This window comes from Pseudonocardia humida (assembly GCF_023898865.1).
GTDB lineage: Bacteria > Actinomycetota > Actinomycetes > Mycobacteriales > Pseudonocardiaceae > Pseudonocardia > Pseudonocardia humida.
Map to the genome: position 1 here is coordinate 31,856 of NZ_JAGSOV010000078.1, position 20,697 is coordinate 52,552.

The window sequence follows — 20,697 nt, forward strand, 5'->3', positions numbered from 1 at the left end:
CCCCCGGCTCAGTCCAGGTCGTCCTCGTCGTCGCGGGCCAGGAAGGTGGCGAGGCGCTCGACGGCGTCCTCGAACTGCGGGTTGAGGTCGACGAACGCGCGCAGCCGGTCGGCCAGCCACTCGACGTCGAGCTGCTCGCCGCCGCGCCGCTGGGTCAGCTCCTCGATGCCCCGGTCGGTGAAGTACACGGCGCCAGGCTAGGGGTCGAGCGCATCCGCCCGCATCCACCCGGCTGGCCGGGACCGGAACTCAACGGTCCGACTCGCTGAGGCCTCGACCCCGGTTCGGGAAAGCCACGATGCTGCCCGCTCCGGGCAGCATCGTGGCCTTCCTGAACCTTGCCGGGGACGGGGCAAGCGGAGGAGGGGGGTCAGCCCTCGAACGCCGCCTCGAGGATGGCGTTCTGCTCGACCTCGTGCACCTTCGACGAGCCCGCGGCGGGGGCGGCCATCCGGCGGCGGCTGACCCGCTTCAGGCCGACCAGCCGCGGCAGCTTCTCGGGCAGCTCCAGCCCGAGGAACGGCCAGGCACCCTGGTTGGCCGGCTCCTCCTGCACCCAGCGCACGTCCTCGGCGTTCGGGTAGCGCTCCAGCACCGAGGCGAGCTGGCGGTCGGGCACCGGGTAGAGCTGCTCGATGCGGACCACCGCGGTGTCGGTGATGCCGCGCTTCTCGACCTGCGCCGCGATCTCGTAGTAGATCTTGCCGGTGCACAGCAGCACCTTGTGCACGTCGGTCGCGCCGCCGTCCGAGTCGCGGTAGCGCGGGTCGTCGACGACGGGGCGGAACCGGCCGCCGGTGAAGTCCGACAGCGGGCTGACCACGGCCCGGTTGCGCAGCATCGACTTCGGCGTGAACACGATCAGCGGGCGCTGGATGCCGTCGAGGGCGTGGCGGCGCAGCAGGTGGAAGTAGTTGGCCGGCTCGCTCGGGTAGGCCACCGTCATCGAGCCCTCCGCGCACAGCTGGAGGAACCGCTCGATGCGCCCCGACGAGTGGTCCGGGCCCTGGCCCTCCATGCCGTGCGGCAGCAGCAGCGCGACGTCGGAGAGCTGGCCCCACTTGGCCTCACCCGAGGAGATGAACTCGTCGATGACCGGCTGGGCGCCGTTGACGAAGTCGCCGAACTGGGCCTCCCAGGCGACGAACGCGTTCGGGTTGGCCACCGAGTAGCCGTACTCGAAGCCGACCGCGGCGAACTCCGACAGCGCCGAGTCGTAGGGCAGGAAGCGCTCCTGGTTCTCCGACAGGTTGCGCAGCGGGTAGTACTCCTCGCCGGTCTTGCGGTCGATGACCACCGAGTGCCGCTGGACGAACGTGCCGCGCCGGGTGTCCTGCCCGGACAGCCGCACCAGCTTGCCGTCCATCACCAGCGAGCCCATGGCGATCAGCTCGCCGAAGGCCCAGTCGACGCTGCCCTCGCGCGACATCTGGTGGCGCCGCTGCAGCACCGGCTTGACCCGCGGGTGCACGGTGAAGCCCTCGGGCAGCTCGACGTGCGCGTCGCCGATGCGGTGGATGACCTCCAGCGGGACCGAGGTGTCCAGGTCCGGCGGGACCAGCTGCTCGTGCTCGACCGAAGGGCTGACCCTAGCCGGGGTCTTCTCCAGCTCGCGGACCTCGTTGAACACGTGCTCGAGCTGGTTGGAGAAGTCCTTGAGCGCGTGCTCGGCCTCCTCCATCGAGATGTCCCCGCGGCCGATCAGCGACTCGGTGTAGATCTTGCGGACGCTGCGCTTGGCGTCGATCACGTCGTACATCGCCGGCTGGGTCATCGACGGGTCGTCGCCCTCGTTGTGCCCGCGCCGCCGGTAGCAGATCATGTCGATCACGACGTCGTTGTGCCAGCGCTCGCGGTACTCCACCGCCAGCTTCGCCACCCAGACACAGGCCTCGGGGTCGTCGCCGTTCACGTGGAAGACCGGCGCGCCGATCATCTTGGCCACGTCGGTGCTGTACTGCGAGCTGCGCGAGTGCTCCGGGGCGGTGGTGAACCCGACCTGGTTGTTGACCACCACGTGCACGGTGCCGCCGGTGCGGTAGCCGCGCAGCAGCGCCAGGTTCAGCGTCTCGGCGACCACGCCCTGCCCGGCGAACGCGGCGTCGCCGTGCAGCATCAGCGGCAGCACCGTGTAGCCGTTGTCGTGACCCTTGTCGAGCAGGTCCTGCTTGGCCCGGACGATGCCCTCCAGCACCGGGTCGACGGCCTCCAGGTGCGAGGGGTTGGACGCCAGCGACACCACCGTCTCGCCGTCGCCGAACATCCGGAAGTACTTGCCCTCGGCGCCCAGGTGGTACTTCACGTCGCCGGAGCCGTGCGCCTGGCCGGGGTCGAGGTTGCCCTCGAACTCGCGGAAGATCTGGCTGATCGGCTTGCCGACGATGTTGGCCAGCACGTTGAGCCGGCCGCGGTGCGGCATGCCGATGACGACCTCGTCGAGCTCGTGCTCGGCAGCCTTGTCCAGCACGGCGTCCAGCAGCGGGATGACGGTCTCGCCGCCCTCGAGGGAGAACCGCTTCTGCCCGACGTACTTGGTCTGCAGGAAGGTCTCGAACGCCTCGGCCGCGTTGAGCTTGCTGAGCACGTACTTCTGCTCGGCGGCGCTGGGCTTCTGGTGCGGCACCTCGATCCGGTCCTGCAGCCACTGGCGCTGCTCGGGGTCGGAGATGTGCATGTACTCCGTGCCGATGGTGCGGCAGTAGGAGTCGCGCAGCAGGCCCAGCACGTCGCGCAGCTTCATGTGCTGCTGGCCGCCGAAGCCGCCGACGGCGAACTCGCGGTCGAGGTCCCACAGGGTGAGCCCGTGCGAGAGGACGTCGAGGTCGGGGTGGCGGCGCTGGCGGTAGTTGAGCGGGTCGGTGTCGGCCATCAGGTGGCCGCGGGTGCGGTAGGCGTCGATCAGCTCGATCACCCGGGCGGTCTTGTCGACCGCGCCCTCGGGGATGTCCTTGACCCAGCGGATCGGCTCGTAGGGCACCCGCAGCGAGCGGAAGATGCCGTCGTAGAACTCGTCCTCGCCGAGCAGCAGGGCGTGCACCCGGCGCAGGAAGTCGCCGGACTCCGCGCCCTGGATGATCCGGTGGTCGTAGGTCGAGGTCAGCGTGATGATCTTGCTGATGCCGAGCTCGGCGAGCCGGGTCTCGCTGGCGCCCTGGAACTCCGCCGGGTACTCCATCGCGCCGACGCCGACGATCGTGCCCTGGCCCTGCATCAGCCGGGGCACCGAGTGGTTGGTGCCCAGCGTGCCCGGGTTGGTGAGGCTGATCGTGGTGCCGGCGAAGTCCTCGGCCTGCAGCGCGCCGTTGCGCGCCTTGCGCACGATGTCCTCGTAGGCCGACCAGAACTGGGCGAAGTTCATCGCCTCGCAGCCCTTGATCGACACGACCACCAGTGAGCGCTGCCCGTTCTTGCCGGGCAGGTCGATGGCCAGCCCCAGGTTGACGTGCTCGGGCTGGACCACGGCCGGCTTGCCGTCGGCCTCGGTGAAGTGCCGGTTCATCACCGGGAAGTCGGCCAGCGCCTTGACGACCGCGAAGCCGATCAGGTGGGTGAAGGAGATCTTCCCGCCGCGGGTGCGCTTGAGCTGGTTGTTGATCACGACGCGGTTGTCGGCCAGCAGCTTGGCCGGCACCGCGCGGACGCTGGTCGCGGTGGGCACGGCCAGCGAGGCGTTCATGTTCTTGACGACCGCGTTCGCCGCGCCGCGCAGTGGCGAGGTGACGTCGGCCCCACCGGTGGGCGCGGGGCGAGCGGCGCGGGAGTTGCTGCCGGCCGCGGGCTTGGCCTTCGGGGCCGCCTTCTGCTCGGTCTTCTGCTCGGTCTTCTGCTCGGCCCTGGTCGGCGCCTTGCCGTTCGTGCTCGGCATCGCCTCGCGGTCGGCCACCCGGCGGCGCTCGGTGGGCTCGGCGCGCTCCGCCGTCGGCGTCGGGGCGGGCGCGATCGTCGAGCGGGCCGGCTTCGCGCCGTCGTCGTCCTTGCTCGCGGCGGTGCTCTTCGCCGCGCCCGTGCTCTTCGCCGCGGCTCCGTCGGCCCGGTCGGTGGTGGCGCCGGCCGCGGTGCGGTCGGCCCCCTCGCTCGCGTCGACGTCCGCGTCGCCGTCGGCGTCGGTCGGGCGGTAGTCGGCGAAGAACTCGTGCCAGGCCGGGTCGACCGTCTTCGGGTCGTCGAGGAAGCGCTGGTACATCTCCTCGACGAGCCACTCGTTGGGCCCGAACTGGCCGGCTGGACTGGAGGTACTACTGGTGGACACGCTGAGGACCGCCTCTATCGGATCGCATCGTCATCGCCGAGGACTGCCTCCAGGTTAGCCCTCCGGACATGGGCCGCATACCGCACGCCGGGCCGCGGCGCCACCCTGCGATCACCCGCCCGACGGGTGCTATGCGGTGCTGGCCTCGGGACGCAGGCCGGGCCCGTCGACCACGGCGGTGCGCACCGCCGTCGTGCTGATCACCGTCCCGGTGGGCAGCCCGGCGCGGGAATCGGCGCGGACCGTGTCGCGCTCGCCGGCGAACCGGCCGTCGCTCGGGTCGACCAGCAGCTCGGTGCGGGTGGGCCCGGCGTCGTGCACGAAGGCCAGGCAGTCGAGGCCGTCCAGGTTCGCGGCCCGACCGATGCTCACCTCGGGCAGCCCGGTCAGCGCCTTGTACAGCGCCGAGCGCAGCGCCGCCGGGACCAGCCCGGTGCGCAGCGCCGCCACCGCCGCGGCGAACGGCCCGAACCAGCTGCCGGGGTTGTCCTCGACGAGCTGGTCGAGCAGCCGCTGCGGGTCGAGCGGCAGCCGGGAGAAGAACTGCGGGGTCGGGTCCTTCCAGCTGCCCCGCGGCGCCGGCCGCGGGCTCCCGCACTGCGCGTCGAACTGCAGGTCGCGGTCGAGGTCCAGGTCGACCTCGTAGTCCTGGTAGCCGGCCGAGGTGTCGAAGGCGCCGTGCGGGGCGGCGAACCGGCCGACCGGCGCCACGTCGCGCAGGTCGAACCCGTCCTCCAGGGCCTGCTGGGCCGACCCGGTGAGCCACTGCTGGCCGCCGGTCACCTCGCGCACGAGCAGCCAGTCGCGCTCGGTCCGCTTGGGCACCCACATGCGCAGGCGCTGCTCGGACAGGAACTGGTGGGGCCCGAACGTACCGAGCCACCAGGCGTGCGTCTCGACGTACCGGTACTGATCAGGCCTCACCGGTCGGTCGGACACGGCGAGCGCGAGGTCGAGCAACGGGGGCGCTCCTGCGTTCGGGGGCGGGGGTCGGGATCGAGTGTGGGCCCTCACGTTCCGTCAGCGACAAGAGGGGCCCGCTGCGGCCGCGCGCGTCAGTTCCGCCACTGCTGGAGCAGGGACAACCGGTGGCGCGCACGCGCCGTCGAGAAACCGCGGGCATCCGGGTGAGTGGGGGCTTCCCCGGGCGCCGGCCGCATGCGTCGGGTTGTAACGCACCCCCGGACGGCCGGTCAACCCGAGGCCTCCGGTCAGACCAGCCACTCCTTGACCGTCGAGATCAGCTTCGGGACGTCGGTGCCGACCGGGTTGACCTGCAGGTGGGTCACCCCCGCCGCGGCCAGCGCCGCGATCCGCTCGCGCACGTGACCGGGCGGCCCGATCAGCGTCGTGCGCTCGATGAACTCGTCGGGCAGCGCGGCGGCCGCCTCCTCCTTGCGGCCCGCCAGGTAGAGGTCCTGCACGAGCCTGGCGGCGTCGGGGTAGCCCTGGCGCTCGAACACCGTGTTGTAGAAGTTGCGCCCGCGCGCCCCCATGCCGCCGATGTAGAGCGCGAACACCCCGCGCGCCGCCGCCCTGGCCGGCTCGAACATGTCCTCCTCGAGCGCGAGGATGCCGCCGCCGGTGATCTGCAGCGGCCCCAGCTCTGGCGAGCGCTTCGCCCGGCCGGCGTCGAGCGCGGGCCCGAACACCTCCTGCATCTTCTCCGGCAGCACCGCGAACGGCATCCAGCCGTCGGCCAGCTCCGCGGTCATCTCCAGGTTCTTGTCGCCCAGCGCGGCGACCCAGATCGGGATGTCGGCCCGGCGCGGGTGGTTGATCAGCTTGAGCGGCTTGCCCAGCCCGGTGCCCCGGCCCTCCGGCAGCGGGATCTGGTAGATGCCGTCGTGCTGCACGCGGTCGCGCCGCCACACCGAGCGGCAGATCTCGATGACCTCCCGGGTGCGGGCGACCGGCTTGTCGTAGGGGACCCCGTGGAAGCCCTCGATGACCTGCGGCCCGGACGTGCCGAGCCCGAGGATCATCCGCCCGCCCGACAGCGCGTCCAACCCGGCCGCGGTCATCGCGGTGAGTGAGGGCGTGCGGGTGTAGATGGGCAGGATCCCGGAGCCGATCTGGACCCGCTCGGTGCGCGCCGCCAGGTAGCCCATCAGCGACACGGCGTCGAAGCTGTAGGCCTCCGGGACCCACACCACGTCGAGGCCCGCGCGCTCCATCTCGACGGCGCGCTCGGCACCGGCGATCGGGTCGTCGCTGTACTGGAGCATCGTCGACAGCAGCATCCCGCGGGTCTAGCCCAGCGATCATCGATCGGTCAACCCCGACCGCCGCCCGGTCGGCGGCGGCGGAACGTGCCGCGCCCGGAGTTCAGGAAGGCCACCTTCCTGACCCGGGAGGTACAGGAAGGCCACCTTCCTGACCCGGGAGGTTCAGGAAGGCCACCTTCAGGTCCGGTGAGGGCAGGAAGGCCACCTTGCTGAACCCGGGAGGTCCATGAAGGTGGTCTTCCTGAACTCGCGCGAGGGCCGGCGGCGACCGGACGGCCGCCCGCGAGCGGCTACGGCACGGCGGCCCGTGAGGGGAGCGGCGGAGCGCCCCAGGCGCCGACGCGCGGCCGGGAGGCCCACCACAGGCGGGCGTAGAGGCGCAGCAGCGGCGACGGGCCGGTGCGCGCGGGGCGGCAGCCGCGGGCCACGCGGTGGCGGGCGGCGGCCCGTTCCAGCTCCCGGCGGCGGGTCGCGGCGACGACGTCGTGGCCGTCCAGCGGGTTCATGACTCCTCCTCGTCGTGCGGGTCGTCCGCGGGCGGGGCGGGCAGGGGCAGGTAGCTGGCGAACATCAGGCGCACGGGGCGCGAACCGGGCGGGCGCGCCGACGGGTCCTCCTCGCGCTCGGAGTAGCGCTCCATCACCTCCCAGACCTCCTCCTTCATCCGCTGCAGCTCGTCGGGGGTGAGGTGCTTGACGCGGGAGCGGGTGCCCGAGTGGCGCCGCCAGCGCTCGGGCTCGCGGTCGAAGCGGCGGAAGGACTCCTTCATCCGCCCGAACTCGTGGTCGAGGTAGATCTCGTTGACCGTTTCGGCGGCCAGCGCGGCCTCCGGGTCGAGGCCCTCGGCGCTGATGCTGAGCTGGCGGCTGGTGATCCGCCACGGCTTCTCCCGCCCGGGCCCGGGATCGGCCGGCTCGACGAAGCCGTACTTGGCCAGGATCCCCAGGTGGTACGAGCAGCTGGCGACGCTCTCGCCGGTGAACTCGGCGCACCGGGTGGCGGTCGCGGTCGCCTCCAGGCGCAGCAGCTCGATCAGCTTCCAGCGCAGCGGGTGCGACAGCGCCCGCAGGGCGAGCGGGTCGGTCACCCGGCCCGGCATCTCCTCGGTCACGGGTGTCAAGGTACCTTTATCAAGGAGTCTTGTGCAAGACATCTTGAACAAGGAGCCTTGACTCGACGCCGGTTAGGGTTCGCCGGTGACGTTCTGGGTCGTCCCCGCCGCCTACGTGCTGCTGCTCCGCCGCCCTCCGGACGGTTCCGACGGGCCCGACGAGGTCCTGCTCCAGCTGCGCCACGGCACCGGTTACCGCGACGGCCACTGGGCGGCCGGGGCCGCCGGGCACGTCGAGCAGGGCGAGACGGTCCTGGCGGCGGCCTGCCGGGAGGCCGAGGAGGAGCTGGGCGTGACCGTTACTCCGGACGCACTCACCCCGGTCACGGTCATGCACCGCACTCAGAGCAACCACTCACCGATCGACGAACGGGTGGACTTCTTCTTCACCGTGCGCGAGTGGACGGGACGAGCGGTCGGCCGGGAGCGCGACAAGATCGCCGGCCTGCGCTGGTACGCCCTGGATGACCTGCCCGAACCCGTCGTCCCGCACGAGAAGGTCGTGCTGGACGGGCTGCTGTCGGGCGCGCTGCCGCCGGTCGTGGTGCACGGGTTCGACGGGACGTAGGGGACGTACCGCCCGCCGATCCCGTCGCAACGCGTCAGCACCGCGTGAACTGTCGTCCGCGACGCGCACGTGCTCCCGAGTGCCAGGCGCCGGCCCCCCGCGTGTGCGCCGAGAACGACAGGAGTGATCGCCGTGCGGCACGGATCCGACCAGGACCTCTTCTCCCAGACCGCGCACAGCCCGTCGTTCTTCGACCTCAGCCGCAAGCTCGGCGACGGCGCCCGGGACCTGGTCGACTTCTGCATCCCGTGCAACCCGTACTTCCCGACGCCCGACATGTTCGCCGAGCTCGCGCAGAACCTGGAGGGCGTGCTCAAGTTCTACCCGAGCGCCAACGAGACGATCGCCAACCGGCTGGCCAAGGTCCTGCAGCTCAACCCGTCCACGATCGCCATGTCCAACGGGTCCACCGAGCTGATCACCTGGATGGACCACCTGTGGACCACCAGCAGCATCGCCGTGCCCATCCCGACGTTCGGGCGCTGGACCGACCAGCCGATGGAGACCGGCAAGCGGGTCGACATGTTCCTGCTGCAGGAGAGCGAGGGCTTCGCCCTCGACGTCGACGAGTACATCCGGTTCATCCGGGCCCGCGGGTCGCGGGTGGCCGTGCTGTGCAACCCCAACAACCCCGACGGCGGCTACGTCCCGCGCCGCGAGGTCCTGCGGTTCATGGACGAACTCTCCGACCTCGACCTGGTGGTCGTGGACGAGTCGTTCGTGGACTTCGTGGAGATCGAGCCGGGTGCCTCGGTCGCCCGCGAGGCCACCATCCGGCCCAACGTGGTGGTGCTCAAGAGCCTGGGCAAGAACTTCGGCCTGCACGGCATCCGGTTCGGCTACCTGGTGGCCAACCCGGCGCTGGCCCGCAAGATGGCCCAGACCCTGCCCAACTGGAACCTGAACTCGCTGGCCGAGGCCGTGGTGTTCATGCTCGCCGACCACGTGCAGGCCTACGAGGACAGCCTGTCGCGCCTGGCGATGGACCGCTACCGGATGACGATGGAGCTGTCCCGGCTGCCGGAGCTGCACGTGTTCCCGTCGCAGGCCAACTTCCTGCTGGTCAAGCTGGAGAACGGGGCCAACGGCACCGACCTGCGCGACCACCTGCTCTCCGAGCACCAGGTGTTCGTCCGCGAGTGCGGCAACAAGCTGGGGATGACCAGCCAGTTCCTGCGCCTGGTCGTGCGGCCCGAGCAGGACGTGCAGCGCCTGGTGGCGGGCATCCGCCACTTCAGCCACGGCCGGTGGGCCGACCAGCGCGAGCAGCGGCTGGTGTCGGTGCCGACGCTGCTCGCCCGCAACGTCTCCTGAGTCCGGCGGCGCGGCCCGACCGGCGGCCGGCCCGTCGCCGGGGCGGCCGACCGGACCCGCGCGCCGCCCGGCGGAGCGCAGGCACCCGGATGGTGGCCGACGGCCCCCCGCGCTCCGCGGACCGCGCCGCTCGTTACGGTGATTGTCCCACCTGCCGTCGCCGGTCGTCCCCGGCGCCGACCGCTCGGAGCTCCTCATGAACTCTCCCCTGCAGGCGCCACGCATGCGGGCGGCCGTACGTCGGGTGAAGGCCGGCGGAGAACGGTTCCTCGGTGGCGTGCTGCCCGGGGCCACCGCTCGCCGGCTGCAGACCGCCGCCTTCGCCGACGAGTGGAGCGCCGACAACCTCGACGCCCGCCAGGCCACCGGCCCGTTGTGGATCGTGCTGGGCGACTCGGCCAGCCAGGGGATCGGCGCCACGCGGCGGGAGAGCGGCTACGTCGGCGTCATGCACGAGATGCTGCGCCGCCGCGACGCCTGGCGCGTCATCAACCTGTCCCGCGCCGGCGCCGGCGTGCTCGACGTGCTGGCCCGCCAGCTGCCCGAGTTGGCCTCGCTGATCACCGTCGACGAGCCCGCGCTGGTGACCTGCCTGATCGGGTCCGAGGACATGGCCCGGCGCACCCCCGGTCTGGACGCCGCGCTGCGCCAGGTCATCTCGTCGCTGCCCACCGGCTCGGTGATCGGGCTGCTACCGCACGGCCCGCGCACGGCCGGGGCGCTGAACTCGGTCATCCGCGAGGAGGCCGAGCGGCACGCGATGCGGATCGCGGTGCTGCCGCCGCGGCTGCCCGGCATGCGCATCGGCCGCGACGGCCGGTTCCTCGACGACGTCGGGCACGCCGCGTGGGCGCGCGCCGTGCTGGCCGCGGCCGACGGCCCGGTCGCGGTGGCCGCCCCGGCCACCGACCCCCGCCTGCCCGTGGTGCCCGCCCTGGACACCTCCCCGCCGACCGACCCCCGGATGCCGGTCGTGCCCGCCCTGGACACCTCGCCGCGGACCGACCCCCGGCTGCCGGTGGTGCCCGCGGAGGGCGGCCCGGTCGACGACGCCACGGCCACCGACCGCATCACCGGCGACGCCCTCGCGACCGCCGGTGCCACCGCGTCCGCGACTGCCGTCGCGGCCGAGAGCACCACCGCGGCCGAGAGCACCACCGCGGCCGAGAGCACCACCGCGGCCGACAGCGCCGCCGAGACCCAGCGCATGACCGAGGCCGAGCTGGCCGCGGCGGCCCCGGCGGTGGCCGAGGCCGAGCGTCGGCTCGAGGAGTCCGCCGCCCCCGCCGCCGAGGAGTCCGCCGCCGAGATCGACGAGCCCCGCACCGAGGTCGCCGCTGAGGAGTCGGCCGACGAGGACGAGCCCGGCACGGAGACCGAGGCGGTCGTCGCCGAGTCGGTCGACGAGGAGCCCGGCACGGAGACCGACGCGGTCGTCGCCGAGCCCGTCGTCGAGGACGCCCCGGCCGCGCGGGACGAGCCGGTCGTCGCGGAGAAGGCCGAGCCGGTCGTCGAGGAGCCCGTCGTCGAGCCGGTGGCCGAGGACCTCGTCGTCGCCGAGGAGGTCGTGGTCGACCCGGCCGCCGAGGCCCCGCCGGCCGAGCCGGCGCCGTTCGGCGGGTTCGACACCGACACCCCGGCCCCGCGCTCCGACGCCGAGCCGACCGTCGAGCCGACCGCCGAGCCGACCGTCGAGCCGACCGCTGAGCGGGTCGCCGAGCCGACCGCTGAGCGGGTCGCCGAGCCGACCGCTGAGCGGGTCGCCGAGCCGACCGCTGAGCGGGTCGCCGAGTCGACCGCCGAGGACCGGACCTTCACCGCCCCGTCCTGGTACCCCTCGCCCAACCCGCGGCCCTTCGCCCCCTCGACCGACGCGTCCGAGCCCACCGCCGACGACGACCGGTCGCGCCCGGTCGAGTCCGGCAACGGGGACGGGGCCTCCGGCGGCGGGAACGGAGCCTCCGCCGGCGCCGAGGTCGAGCGCGTCGAGCGGGAGGTCCCGGCCCGCCCGGCGCCCGCCCCGGACGCCGAGGTCGACCTGTTCGCGCCGTCGCTGCCGCGCGCGGCCGAGGACCGCGCCGACGAGGGGCAGCGCGTCGAGTCCGCCGGCAACGGCTCGGCGCCGGAGGACCGCACCGGCCACTCGCCGAACGGCCACGTCAACGGGCTCACGGAGCGCGCCGACCGCTAGCCGGTCGGCGTCGGGGGGAGCACGGGACGCCATGCACGACGGCAGCGGGCGCATCATCGTCAACCAGATCAGCAAGCGGTTCGGTTCGGTCGCGGCCGTGAACGGCCTGAGCTTCTCGGTGGAGCCGGGCGTGGTCACCGGCTTCCTCGGGCCCAACGGGTCGGGCAAGACCACCACCCTGCGGATGGTGCTGGGACTGGTCCGCCCGACCGCGGGCCAGGCGCTGATCAACGGGGTGCCGTTCGGCCGGCTCGGCGAGCCGGCCAAGGTGGTGGGCGCGGTGCTGGAGGCGCAGGGCTTCCACCCGTCCCGCACCGCCCGCAACCACCTCCGCGTCTGCGCCGCCGCGATCGGCGTCCCGGACCAGGCGGTCGACCACGCGCTCGGCTCCGTCGGGCTGGCCGAGGCGGCCGCGCGCAAGGTCGGCGGCTTCTCGCTGGGCATGAAGCAGCGCCTGGCGCTGGCGGCCGCGCTGCTGGGCAACCCGCAGATCCTGGTGCTCGACGAGCCGGCCAACGGCCTCGACCCGGAGGGCATCGCCTGGCTGCGCACGTTCCTGCGCGGGTTCGCCGCCCAGGGCCGCAGCGTGCTGATCTCCAGCCACCTGCTGGCCGAGGTCGAGCAGACCGTCGACCACGTCATCGTGATCAGCCGCGGGTACACCGCCTACCAGGGCTCGCTCGACCAGTTGCGCGCCGGGCAGCGCGCGCGGGTGCTGGTGCGCTGCCCGGACCCGGCCCGGCTGGCCGAGGCGCTGTCCAAGGCCGACGTGCTGGAGATCGACACGCTGCCCGACGGCCGCCTCGCGGTGACCGGCGCCCCGTTGCAGAAGGTCGCCGAGACCGCGCTCGAGGCGGGCGTCCCGATCTACGAGCTGACCGAGGAGCGGGCCGACCTGGAGCAGGTGTTCCTGCGGCTGACCTCGGGGCAGTTCGCCGGCGGCCAGCCGCCGTTCGCCCAGCAGGGCCCGCCGCCGGGCTACGGCCCGCCGCCGGGCCCCGGGTACGGCCCGCCATCGGGTTACGGCCCGCCGCCCGGCCAGTACCCACCGCAGCACCCCCCGCAGCCGGGGCCGTACGGGCCTCCGCCCGGCTCCGGCCAGTACCCGCCCGCGCAGGGCGGCCCGCCACCGAACTGGGGTGGCCGGTGAACGCGATCAAGTCCGAGGTCCGCAAGACGTTCACCACCAAGATGTGGTGGGCGCTGCTGATCCCGATCACCCTCATCTCGATGCTCGCCAACGCCTTCGGCGGGCTGTTCGAGAACGTCGTCGACGTCGGGGACATCCCTGTCGCGCTGCCATCGCTGCTGCCGATCTCGCTGTCGCTGACCCTCAACCAGCTCGTCGTGTTCGCCGCGGTGGCCGGCACGATCGCGGCGGCGGGCGAGTTCCGCCACCGCACGATCACCACCACCTACCTGGTGAACAGCGGCCGCGGCGCGGTGCTGACGGCCAAGCTGCTGATTGCCGCGGCCCTCGGCGCCCTGTACGGCCTGGTCGCGTCGGCGGCCGGGTCCATGGTGGGGCTGCTCGCCCAGGAGGCCAAGCCGGACGCGGCCGACCTGCTCGTCACGATCCTGGTGGGCGTGGTCGTGTTCGCGCTCTGGGGCGTGGTCGGCGCCGGCGTCGGGCTGGCCGTCGGCAACCAGGTCGGCGCCCTGCTGGTGGTGCTCATCTACCTGCTGGTCGGCGAGCAGATCATCAGCGTCGCCCTGCTCAACGCCGACAGCGTGGCGGTGAACGAGCTGTCGGGCTACCTGCCGGGCAACGCGGGCGACGTCGCCGTCGTCACCGAGCCCGCCCGCGGCTTCGCCGAGCTCATCCCGTCCGAGGTGGCGGGCGAGAACGCCGGCAACCAGCTGGTGGAGGCGCTCACCGGGGTGACCAACCCGCCGTCGTCGGTCGTCTCCCTGCTGATCCTCTCGGTGTGGACGGCGGTGGCCGTCGGCCTGGCCGCGTTCTTCAGCGGCCGCCGCGACATCACCTGAGCCGCGCCTCCGGCTGCTCGACGAGCGCTGTCGGGAGCGGGGCTTAACGTAGGAGGGTGCCCCCCGCCCCCACCACCGGCTGGATCCGCCGGCTCACCCGCGCGTGCCTGGTCCACCGCCGCGTCGCCATCGGCGCCCTGCTCGCCTCGGCGATCGGGGTCGGCATGGAGGCGGCGGTCCCGCTGCTGGTCCGGGTGGCCGTGGACGACGCCGTGGCCGGTTCCACCGCGGTCCTGGCGCCCGTGGTGCTGGCCGTGGTCGGGCTGGCGCTGTTCCGGTTCGGCACCTCGTTCCTGCGCCGCTACCTGGCCGGGCGGCTCTCCCTCGACGTCCAGCACGACCTGCGCCGCCAGGTGTTCGCCTCGGTCCAGCGCCTCGACGGGCGCCGCCAGGACGCGCTGCGCACCGGCCAGGTCGTCTCCCGGGCCATCACCGACCTGCAGCTCACCCAGTCGATCCTGGCGATGGTGCCGTTCACGCTGGGGATGTGCGTCCTGGTCGTCACCTCGGTCGCCGCCATGCTCTGGCTCTCCCCGCTGCTCACGGTGATCGCGCTGGTACTGGTGCCGCTGGCGGTGTGGATCACCATGCGCACCCGCAAGGCCCTGTTCCCGGCCACCTGGTCGGCCCAGCAGCGCGCCGCCGACATCGCCCAGCAGGTCGAGGAGACCGTCACCGGCGTGCGGGTGGTCAAGGGCTTCGGCCAGGAGGCCCGCGAGGTCGCCGCACTGGAGACGGGGGCGACGCGGCTGTTCGCCGAGCGCATGCGGGCCGCCCGGATGACCGCCCGGCTCACCCCGACCCTGCAGGCCCTGCCCACCCTCGGCCAGGTCGGGGTGATCGGCCTCGGCGGCTGGATGGCGCTCGACGGCTCGATCACCATCGGCACGTTCGTGGCCTTCACCACCTACGTCGCCCAGCTCGTCGGGCCGGCCCGGATGGTCGGCGGGCTGGTGGTCGCCGCCCAGCTGGCGCGGGCCGGGGTCGAGCGCGTCTACGACGTGATCGACGCCCGCCCCGACGTCGTCGACCCGGCGACGCCGGAGGCCCTGCCCGAGGGGCCCCTCTCGATCGAGCTCGTGGACGTCCACTTCGGCTACACCCGCGACGACCCCGTCCTCGACGGCGTCAGCCTCCGGGTCGCCGCGGGCGAGACCGTCGCGCTGGTGGGGCCGCCCGGCTCGGGCAAGTCCACCGTCGCCCAGCTGCTGCCGCGGTTCTACGACCCGCAGGCCGGGCAGCTGCGCCTGGGCGGCGTGCCGCTGCCCGCGCTGCGCCTGGCCGACCTGCGCCACGAGCTGGGGGTGGTGTTCGAGGAGGCGTTCCTGTTCTCCGACACCATCCGGGCCAACATCGCCTACGGCCGCCCCGACGCCACCGAGGAGGAGATCGAGGCCGCGGCGCGCGCCGCGCAGGTGCACGCGTTCGTCGACGGGCTGCCCGACGGCTACGACACGATGGTCGGCGAGCGCGGGCTCACCCTGTCCGGCGGGCAGCGCCAACGGATCGCGCTGGCCAGGGCCGTGCTCACCGACCCCAGGGTGCTGGTGCTCGACGACGCCACCTCGGCCGTCGACACGACCACCGAGGCCGCCATCCACGACACCCTGCGCGAGCTGACCGCCGGGCGCACCGCGCTGATCGTCGCGCACCGGCGCTCCACGCTCTCCCTGGCCGACCGCATCGCGGTGCTCGACGCCGGCCGCGTCGTCGACATCGGCACCGAGGCCGAGCTGACCGAGCGGTGCCCGCTGTTCCGCGCGCTCATGGTGCCCGGCGCCGACGCCCCCACCGCCGAGCACGCCACCGGCGGCCCCGGCGGCGTCACCGCCGAGCTCTGGCCCGACCCCGCCTCGGTGCTGGTCACCACCACACCGGCCGCCGCCGCGGACCGCGCGCCCGGCGGCGCACCGGCCGGCCCGACCTCGATGGTCGGCGCCGCCCCGCCCACCCCCGAGCTGCTGGCCGCCGTCGACGCGCTGCCCCCGGCCACCGAGCGGCCCCACCTCGGCGCCGAGGACCCCACCGCCCCCGACCCGGGGTTCCGCCTCGGCCGCCTGCTGCACCCGGTGCGCCGGCTACTGGCGCTGGGCGTCGGCCTCGTCGCGATCGACGCGCTCACCTCGCTGGCCGTGCCCAGCGTCGCCCGCCTCGCCATCGACGGCGGCATCGACGCCCGCTCCACCGACGTCCTGCGCACCGCGGTGCTCCTGGGCATCGGCGTGGTGGCCGCGGGCTGGCTGGCGGTGGCCGCCCAGACCGTCATCACCGCGCGGGCCGGGGAGAGCCTGCTCTACCTGCTGCGCGTGCGCAGCTACGCTCACCTGCAGCGGCTCGGGCTCGACTACTACGAGCGCGAGCTGTCCGGGCGCATCATGACCCGGATGACCACCGACGTCGACGCCCTGTCGACGTTCCTGCAGACCGGCCTCACCCAGGCCGTGGTCAGCCTGCTCACCATCTTCGGCGTCGCGGTCGCCCTGCTGGTCACCGACCTCGAACTGGCCCTGGTCGCGCTGGCCGTGCTGCCGGTGCTGGTCGCGGCCACCCTGCTGTTCCGCAAGCTGTCCTCGGCGGCCTACAACGAGGCCCGCGAGCGGGTGAGCGCCGTCAACGCCGACATGCAGGAGAACGTCACCGGGGTGCGCATCGCCCAGGCCTACGTCCGCGAGGAGCGCAGCGCCACCGTCTTCAGCGAGCGCAGCGACGCCTACCGGCGCAGCCGGCTGCGCGCCCAGACCTACATCGCCACCTACTTCCCCGGCGTCGCCCTGCTGTCCGACCTCGCCCAGGCGGCGGTGCTGGGGGTCGGGGCGGCCCAGGTGGCGCGCGGCGATCTCACCCCCGGCGTGCTCACCGCGTTCCTGCTCTACCTCGGCCTGTTCTTCAGCCCCGTCCAGCAGCTGTCCCAGGTGTTCGACGGCTACCAGCAGGCCCGCGTCGGCCTCACCCGCATCTCCGCGCTCCTGCGCACCCCCACCTCGGTGCCCCCGGAACCCCGCGGCGAGCCCGCCGTCGTCCCCGAGCGGCTGCGCGGCGAGGTCGAGCTGCGCGGCGTCGGGTTCGCCTACACCACCGCCGACGGCGACCCCGCCCCCGCGCTGCGCGCCGTCGACCTGCACGTCGCCCCCGGCGAGACCATCGCCCTCGTCGGGGCCACCGGCGCGGGCAAGTCCACCCTGGTCAAGCTGCTCGCCCGGTTCTACGACGTCGGCTCCGGCGAACTGCTCATCGACGGCGTCGACGTCCGCCGCTACCCCCTCGCCGACTACCGCCGCCGCCTCGGGATCGTCCCCCAGGAGCCCCACCTGTTCGCCGGCGACGTCGCCGAGAACATCGCCTACGCCCGCCCCACCGCCACCCCCGCCGAGGTCGAGGCCGCCGCCCGCGCCGTCGGCGCCCTCGACCTCGTCCGCACCCTCCCCGGCGGCTTCCGGCACCCCGTCGGGGAGCGGGGCCAGGGCCTCTCCGCCGGCCAGCGCCAACTGGTGGCACTGGCCCGCGCCGAGCTCGCCGACCCCGACGTCCTGCTGTTCGACGAGGCCACCGCCGCCCTCGACCCCGCCACCGAAGCCGCCGTCCTCGCCGCGGGCGACCGCGTGACGTCCAAGCGCACGGCGTTCGTCGTGGCGCACCGGCTGGGCACGGCGGCCCGCGCCGACCGGATCGTCGTGCTGGACGGGGGGAGGATCGTCGAGCAGGGGACGCACGCCGAACTGCTGGCGGCCGGGGGGCACTACGCGGCGTTCTGGCGGGCGGGGGAGTTGGAGCCTGCTGCGTGATGGCGGCGGTGCGGTTCGGCGTCGAGATCGACGTGGTCGGGCTGGGCGGCGCCGGGGAGCCCGATGAGGTCGATCTCGCGCGAGTGGATCACCTGGATGTCGGGGGGCTGGGCGAGTTCGGGGGACATTCGCCGCTCCGGTGCGGCTCATGTCCCTCAACTCATGATCATCGGCTGGCCCGGGGAGCCCTCCGACCGCTCCCGACCGTGTCGATCTCCCGCGGTGGTCCCCTCGGCCACGTCGCAGGGTCTGTGTGGTCTTCGCAGGTGCGGTAGCCCCTGCGAAGACCATGGCGGCTCTGCGAAGACGGCCCGACTCCCGCCTCGGGACCGCTCTGGGCCCGGTCGAGGGCCGGGCGGACCCCTGCTCGATCTGAGGTCGCACGCCCCGCAGCCGCCGGAGGCGCCCGACCCGGCTCGGCCTCCCCGGCCGAGTGATCTTCCGGGGTGCGCCGACGCGCGGCCTCGCGTCCGGTGGCACTGTGGGTCCGTCCTACGCCGGGGTTACCCGCTGGAGAGGTGATGCTTGCCGAACCGCTGCATTACCGCGGCGTTCCTGCCCGGAAGCGGGCAGGAAACTTGGCTTCGTCGCCGACGTGGCGCATGATCTCGCTGTGCCCACCGGTCCGTACGACGATCTCGTCGCACACCTGGTGCGCAGCACGCCGCTGAGCCCGGGCGAGGCGGCACGGGTCGTGGCCGAGGTGATGGGCTACTTCGCCGAGGCGGTCCCGGACTTCGTCCGGCGCCGGCACGGCGAGCTGAAGCGCCGCGGCCTGCGCAACGAGCAGATCTTCGAGCTGCTGAGCGCGGAGCTGGCGGGGCGGAGGTTCCGGGCGCCGGAGCTGTCCGCCCGCCAGATCCGCCGGATGATCTACGGCTGAGAGGGACCGGTATGTGCGGAATCGTCGGATACGTGGGTGCGCAGGACGCCGCCCCGATCCTCATCGAGGGTCTCGGCCGGCTGGAGTACCGCGGCTACGACTCGGCGGGCATGGCGCTGGCCGGCAAGAGCGGGCTGAAGGTGCGCAAGGTGAGCGGCCGGGTGGCCGACCTGGCGGCCGACCTGCCGGCGCGGTTCAAGGGTGCGCCCGGCATCGGGCACACCCGGTGGGCGACGCACGGCGAGCCGACCCAGGAGAACGCCCACCCCCACACCGACACGGCCGGGCGGGTCGCGGTGGTGCACAACGGCATCATCGAGAACGCCGACGAGCTGCGCGCCAAGCTCGTCGCCGACGGCGTCGAGTTCGCCTCGCAGACCGACACCGAGATCGTCGCGCACCTCATCGCGGCCGCCTTCGCCGCGGGCGCGTCCGACCTGGAGCAGGCGGTGCGGCAGGCGCTGCGCCAGTGCGTGGGCGCCTACGGGCTGGCCGTGCTGGACGCGGAGAACCCCGACCGCATCGTCGTCGCCCGCAACGGCAGCCCCGTGCTGCTGGGGATCGGCGAGAAGGAGATGTTCGTCGCCTCGGACGTCGCGGCGCTGATCGGGCACACCCGCCAGGTCGTCTACCTCGACGACGGCGAGCTGGCCAGCGTCACCGCCACCGGCTACCGCACCTTCACCCTGGACGCGCGGACCACGGCCAAGAGCCCGTCCACGATCGACTGGGACGTGGTCGGCGCCGAGATCGGCGACAACGCGCACTTCCTGATCAAGGAGATCAACGAGCAGCCGCGGACCATCGCCCGGGCGCTGAGCGGGCGCATCGACGAGCGGTTCTCCACCGCGCACCTCGGCGGGCTCAACATGACCGTGCGGGAGGCCCGCGAGATCAAGCGGGTGACGATCCTGGGCTGCGGCACCGCCTGCTACGCCGGGGAGCTGGGCGCCCAGCTCATCGAGGACCTGGCCCGGGTGCCGGCCACGGCCGAGCCGGCGTCGGAGTTCCGCTACCGCAACCCCGTGGTCGACCCGAACACCCTGTACGTGGCGGTCAGCCAGTCCGGGGAGACCATCGACACCCTGGCCGCCGTGCAGGAGCTGCAGCGCAAGGGCGGGCGGGTGATCGGCATCGTCAACGTCGTCGGCTCGACCATCGCCCGGCAGGTCGACGGTGGCATCTACCTGCACGCCGGGCCGGAGATGTCGGTGGCCGCGACCAAGTCGTTCACCTCGACGGTGACGGCGTTCGCGCTGCTGGCGCTGCACCTGGGCCGCATCCGAGACCTGGCCCCCGAGCAGGGCAGGCGGATCATCGCGGGGCTGCAGATGCTGCCCGAGCAGGTCACCGAGATCCTCGCCCAGTCCGACGCGATCGCCGACATCGCCAAGGAGATCGCGCAGAGCAACAGCGTGATGTTCGTCGGCCGCAGGCGCGGCTGGCCGGTGGCCCGGGAGGGCGCGCAGAAGCTCAAGGAGGTCTCCTACGTGCACGCCGAGGCCTACCCGTCGGCCGAGCTCAAGCACGGCCCGTTGGCGCTGATCAGCCCGGAGATGCCGACGGTCGCGGTCGTGCCGGACGACGACCTGCTGGACAAGAACACCTCGACGCTGTCGGAGATCAAGGCGCGCAAGGGGCCGGTCGTGGCCATGGCGCACCGCGAGCTGTCCACCGACATCGCCGACCGGACGCTGGTCGTGCCGAGGAACGAGCCCGAGCTCGACCCGATCCTGATGTCGATCCCGCTGCAGCTGCTGGCCTACCACGCCGCCGTGGTGCTCGGCCGCGACGTCGACAAGCCGCGCAACCTGGCCAAGAGCGTCACCGTCGAGTAGCCGCCCGACCCCCACCGCGCACACCGTTCGGCACCGCGCGCACCTACCCGCCACCGCGCACATGTCCTGACGTGTGCGCGGTGGCCAGACGGTGCGCGCGGTGCCCCGGGACCCCACCGAACCCGCGGATCTCCCCGGCAACCCCCGTCGACCCCCTGCTCGAGCCGAGGCCCGCCGGAGGCGCTCTCACCCCGCCTCCGACGAGCTCCTCTCCCGGAGCGGACGCGCGTCGGACGCGCTCTGCTGCGCGCGCCGACGTGGCGGCAGGGGCCTCGGGAGGGGAGTGGCGCTGCGCGGGGCACGCCGCACACCGTGTGGTGTGCGCGCACAGCATGTGGGGTGTGCGTCGTGGCCGGTGGGTGTGCGCGGTCGAGCGGGCGGGGGAGTCTGCACCCGGTGTCGTGAGGGTGCGCCCGAATTTTCGCTCGTCCAGCCGACCGGCCCACCTCCCCACTACGGTCGGGGCGCGCGCATCACGGTCGCATAGCGTCCCTTGCGCCCGTTCGGCCCCGGTGTCAGGCTCGCGTGATCTTTCCATCGTCGG

15 protein-coding genes are annotated in these 20,697 nt (G+C 73.3%); 8 read left to right on the forward strand and 7 right to left on the reverse strand.

The window, feature by feature from the left end; genetic code table 11:
* Positions 1-8 precede the first annotated feature (8 nt).
* The 6 genes from KDL28_RS34635 to KDL28_RS34660 all read right to left on the reverse strand — a co-directional run bounded on the left by KDL28_RS34635 (position 9) and on the right by KDL28_RS34660 (position 7,588).
* Positions 9-188: a DUF6104 family protein gene (locus tag KDL28_RS34635; RefSeq protein ID WP_252445505.1), complete on the reverse strand. Its 180-nt coding sequence runs from the start codon at positions 186-188 to the stop codon at positions 9-11.
* A gap of 182 nt (positions 189-370) precedes the next feature.
* Positions 371-4,183, reverse strand: a complete 3,813-nt coding sequence (locus KDL28_RS34640) for a multifunctional oxoglutarate decarboxylase/oxoglutarate dehydrogenase thiamine pyrophosphate-binding subunit/dihydrolipoyllysine-residue succinyltransferase subunit (protein ID WP_372497162.1) — start codon at positions 4,181-4,183, stop codon at positions 371-373.
* A gap of 195 nt (positions 4,184-4,378) precedes the next feature.
* On the reverse strand, positions 4,379-5,173 hold the full coding sequence (locus KDL28_RS34645) for a hypothetical protein (RefSeq protein ID WP_252445509.1): 795 nt from the start codon (positions 5,171-5,173) through the stop codon (positions 4,379-4,381).
* A gap of 287 nt (positions 5,174-5,460) precedes the next feature.
* Entirely contained in the window at positions 5,461-6,492 is a 1,032-nt protein-coding gene (locus tag KDL28_RS34650; RefSeq protein ID WP_252445511.1) for an LLM class F420-dependent oxidoreductase, read from the reverse strand.
* Between the two features lie 275 nt (positions 6,493-6,767).
* A complete protein-coding gene (locus tag KDL28_RS34655; protein WP_252445513.1) occupies positions 6,768-6,983 on the reverse strand; it encodes a hypothetical protein in 216 nt (71 codons plus the stop codon).
* The gene (locus tag KDL28_RS34660) at positions 6,980-7,588 is read right to left on the reverse strand and encodes a winged helix-turn-helix domain-containing protein (RefSeq protein ID WP_252445515.1); all 609 of its coding nucleotides are present in this window, start codon (positions 7,586-7,588) and stop codon (positions 6,980-6,982) included. Before KDL28_RS34660 ends, KDL28_RS34655 begins: the two co-directional genes overlap by 4 nt.
* A gap of 85 nt (positions 7,589-7,673) precedes the next feature.
* Here KDL28_RS34660 and KDL28_RS34665 point away from each other — a divergent pair, with 85 nt between their 5' ends.
* The 6 genes from KDL28_RS34665 (at position 7,674) to KDL28_RS34690 (ending at position 17,432) form a co-directional block, all read left to right on the forward strand.
* A complete protein-coding gene (locus KDL28_RS34665; protein ID WP_252445517.1) occupies positions 7,674-8,156 on the forward strand; it encodes an NUDIX domain-containing protein in 483 nt (160 codons plus the stop codon).
* Between the two features lie 132 nt (positions 8,157-8,288).
* On the forward strand, positions 8,289-9,470 hold the full coding sequence (locus KDL28_RS34670; protein ID WP_252445519.1) for a pyridoxal phosphate-dependent aminotransferase: 1,182 nt from the start codon (positions 8,289-8,291) through the stop codon (positions 9,468-9,470).
* Between the two features lie 244 nt (positions 9,471-9,714).
* Positions 9,715-11,661, forward strand: coding sequence for an SGNH/GDSL hydrolase family protein (locus KDL28_RS34675; protein ID WP_252445522.1), 1,947 nt, complete (start codon positions 9,715-9,717; stop codon positions 11,659-11,661).
* A 31-nt stretch (positions 11,662-11,692) separates the two neighbouring features.
* Positions 11,693-12,811 (forward strand): ATP-binding cassette domain-containing protein, encoded by a 1,119-nt coding sequence (locus tag KDL28_RS34680; protein WP_252445524.1) that lies wholly within the window; start codon positions 11,693-11,695, stop codon positions 12,809-12,811.
* Positions 12,808-13,650 carry an ABC transporter permease subunit gene (locus KDL28_RS34685; protein WP_252445526.1) on the forward strand — a complete coding sequence of 281 codons (843 nt, stop codon included), beginning with the start codon at positions 12,808-12,810 and terminating at the stop codon, positions 13,648-13,650. Before KDL28_RS34680 ends, KDL28_RS34685 begins: the two co-directional genes overlap by 4 nt.
* A 56-nt stretch (positions 13,651-13,706) precedes the next feature.
* On the forward strand, positions 13,707-17,432 hold the full coding sequence (locus KDL28_RS34690) for an ABC transporter ATP-binding protein (protein WP_252445528.1): 3,726 nt from the start codon (positions 13,707-13,709) through the stop codon (positions 17,430-17,432).
* On the opposite strand, the gene KDL28_RS34695 is transcribed toward KDL28_RS34690, so the two are convergent.
* On the reverse strand, positions 17,387-17,560 hold the full coding sequence (locus KDL28_RS34695; RefSeq protein ID WP_252445530.1) for a hypothetical protein: 174 nt from the start codon (positions 17,558-17,560) through the stop codon (positions 17,387-17,389). The two genes, KDL28_RS34690 and KDL28_RS34695, sit on opposite strands and share 46 nt — an antisense overlap.
* Positions 17,561-18,045: 485 nt before the next feature.
* On the opposite strand from KDL28_RS34695, the gene KDL28_RS34700 reads away from it, so the two are divergent.
* Positions 18,046-18,315, forward strand: a complete 270-nt coding sequence (locus KDL28_RS34700) for a hypothetical protein (RefSeq protein WP_252445532.1) — start codon at positions 18,046-18,048, stop codon at positions 18,313-18,315.
* Positions 18,316-18,326: 11 nt separating this feature from the next.
* On the forward strand, positions 18,327-20,153 hold the full coding sequence (gene glmS, locus KDL28_RS34705; protein ID WP_252445534.1) for a glutamine--fructose-6-phosphate transaminase (isomerizing): 1,827 nt from the start codon (positions 18,327-18,329) through the stop codon (positions 20,151-20,153).
* Positions 20,154-20,697: the final 544 nt, after the last annotated feature.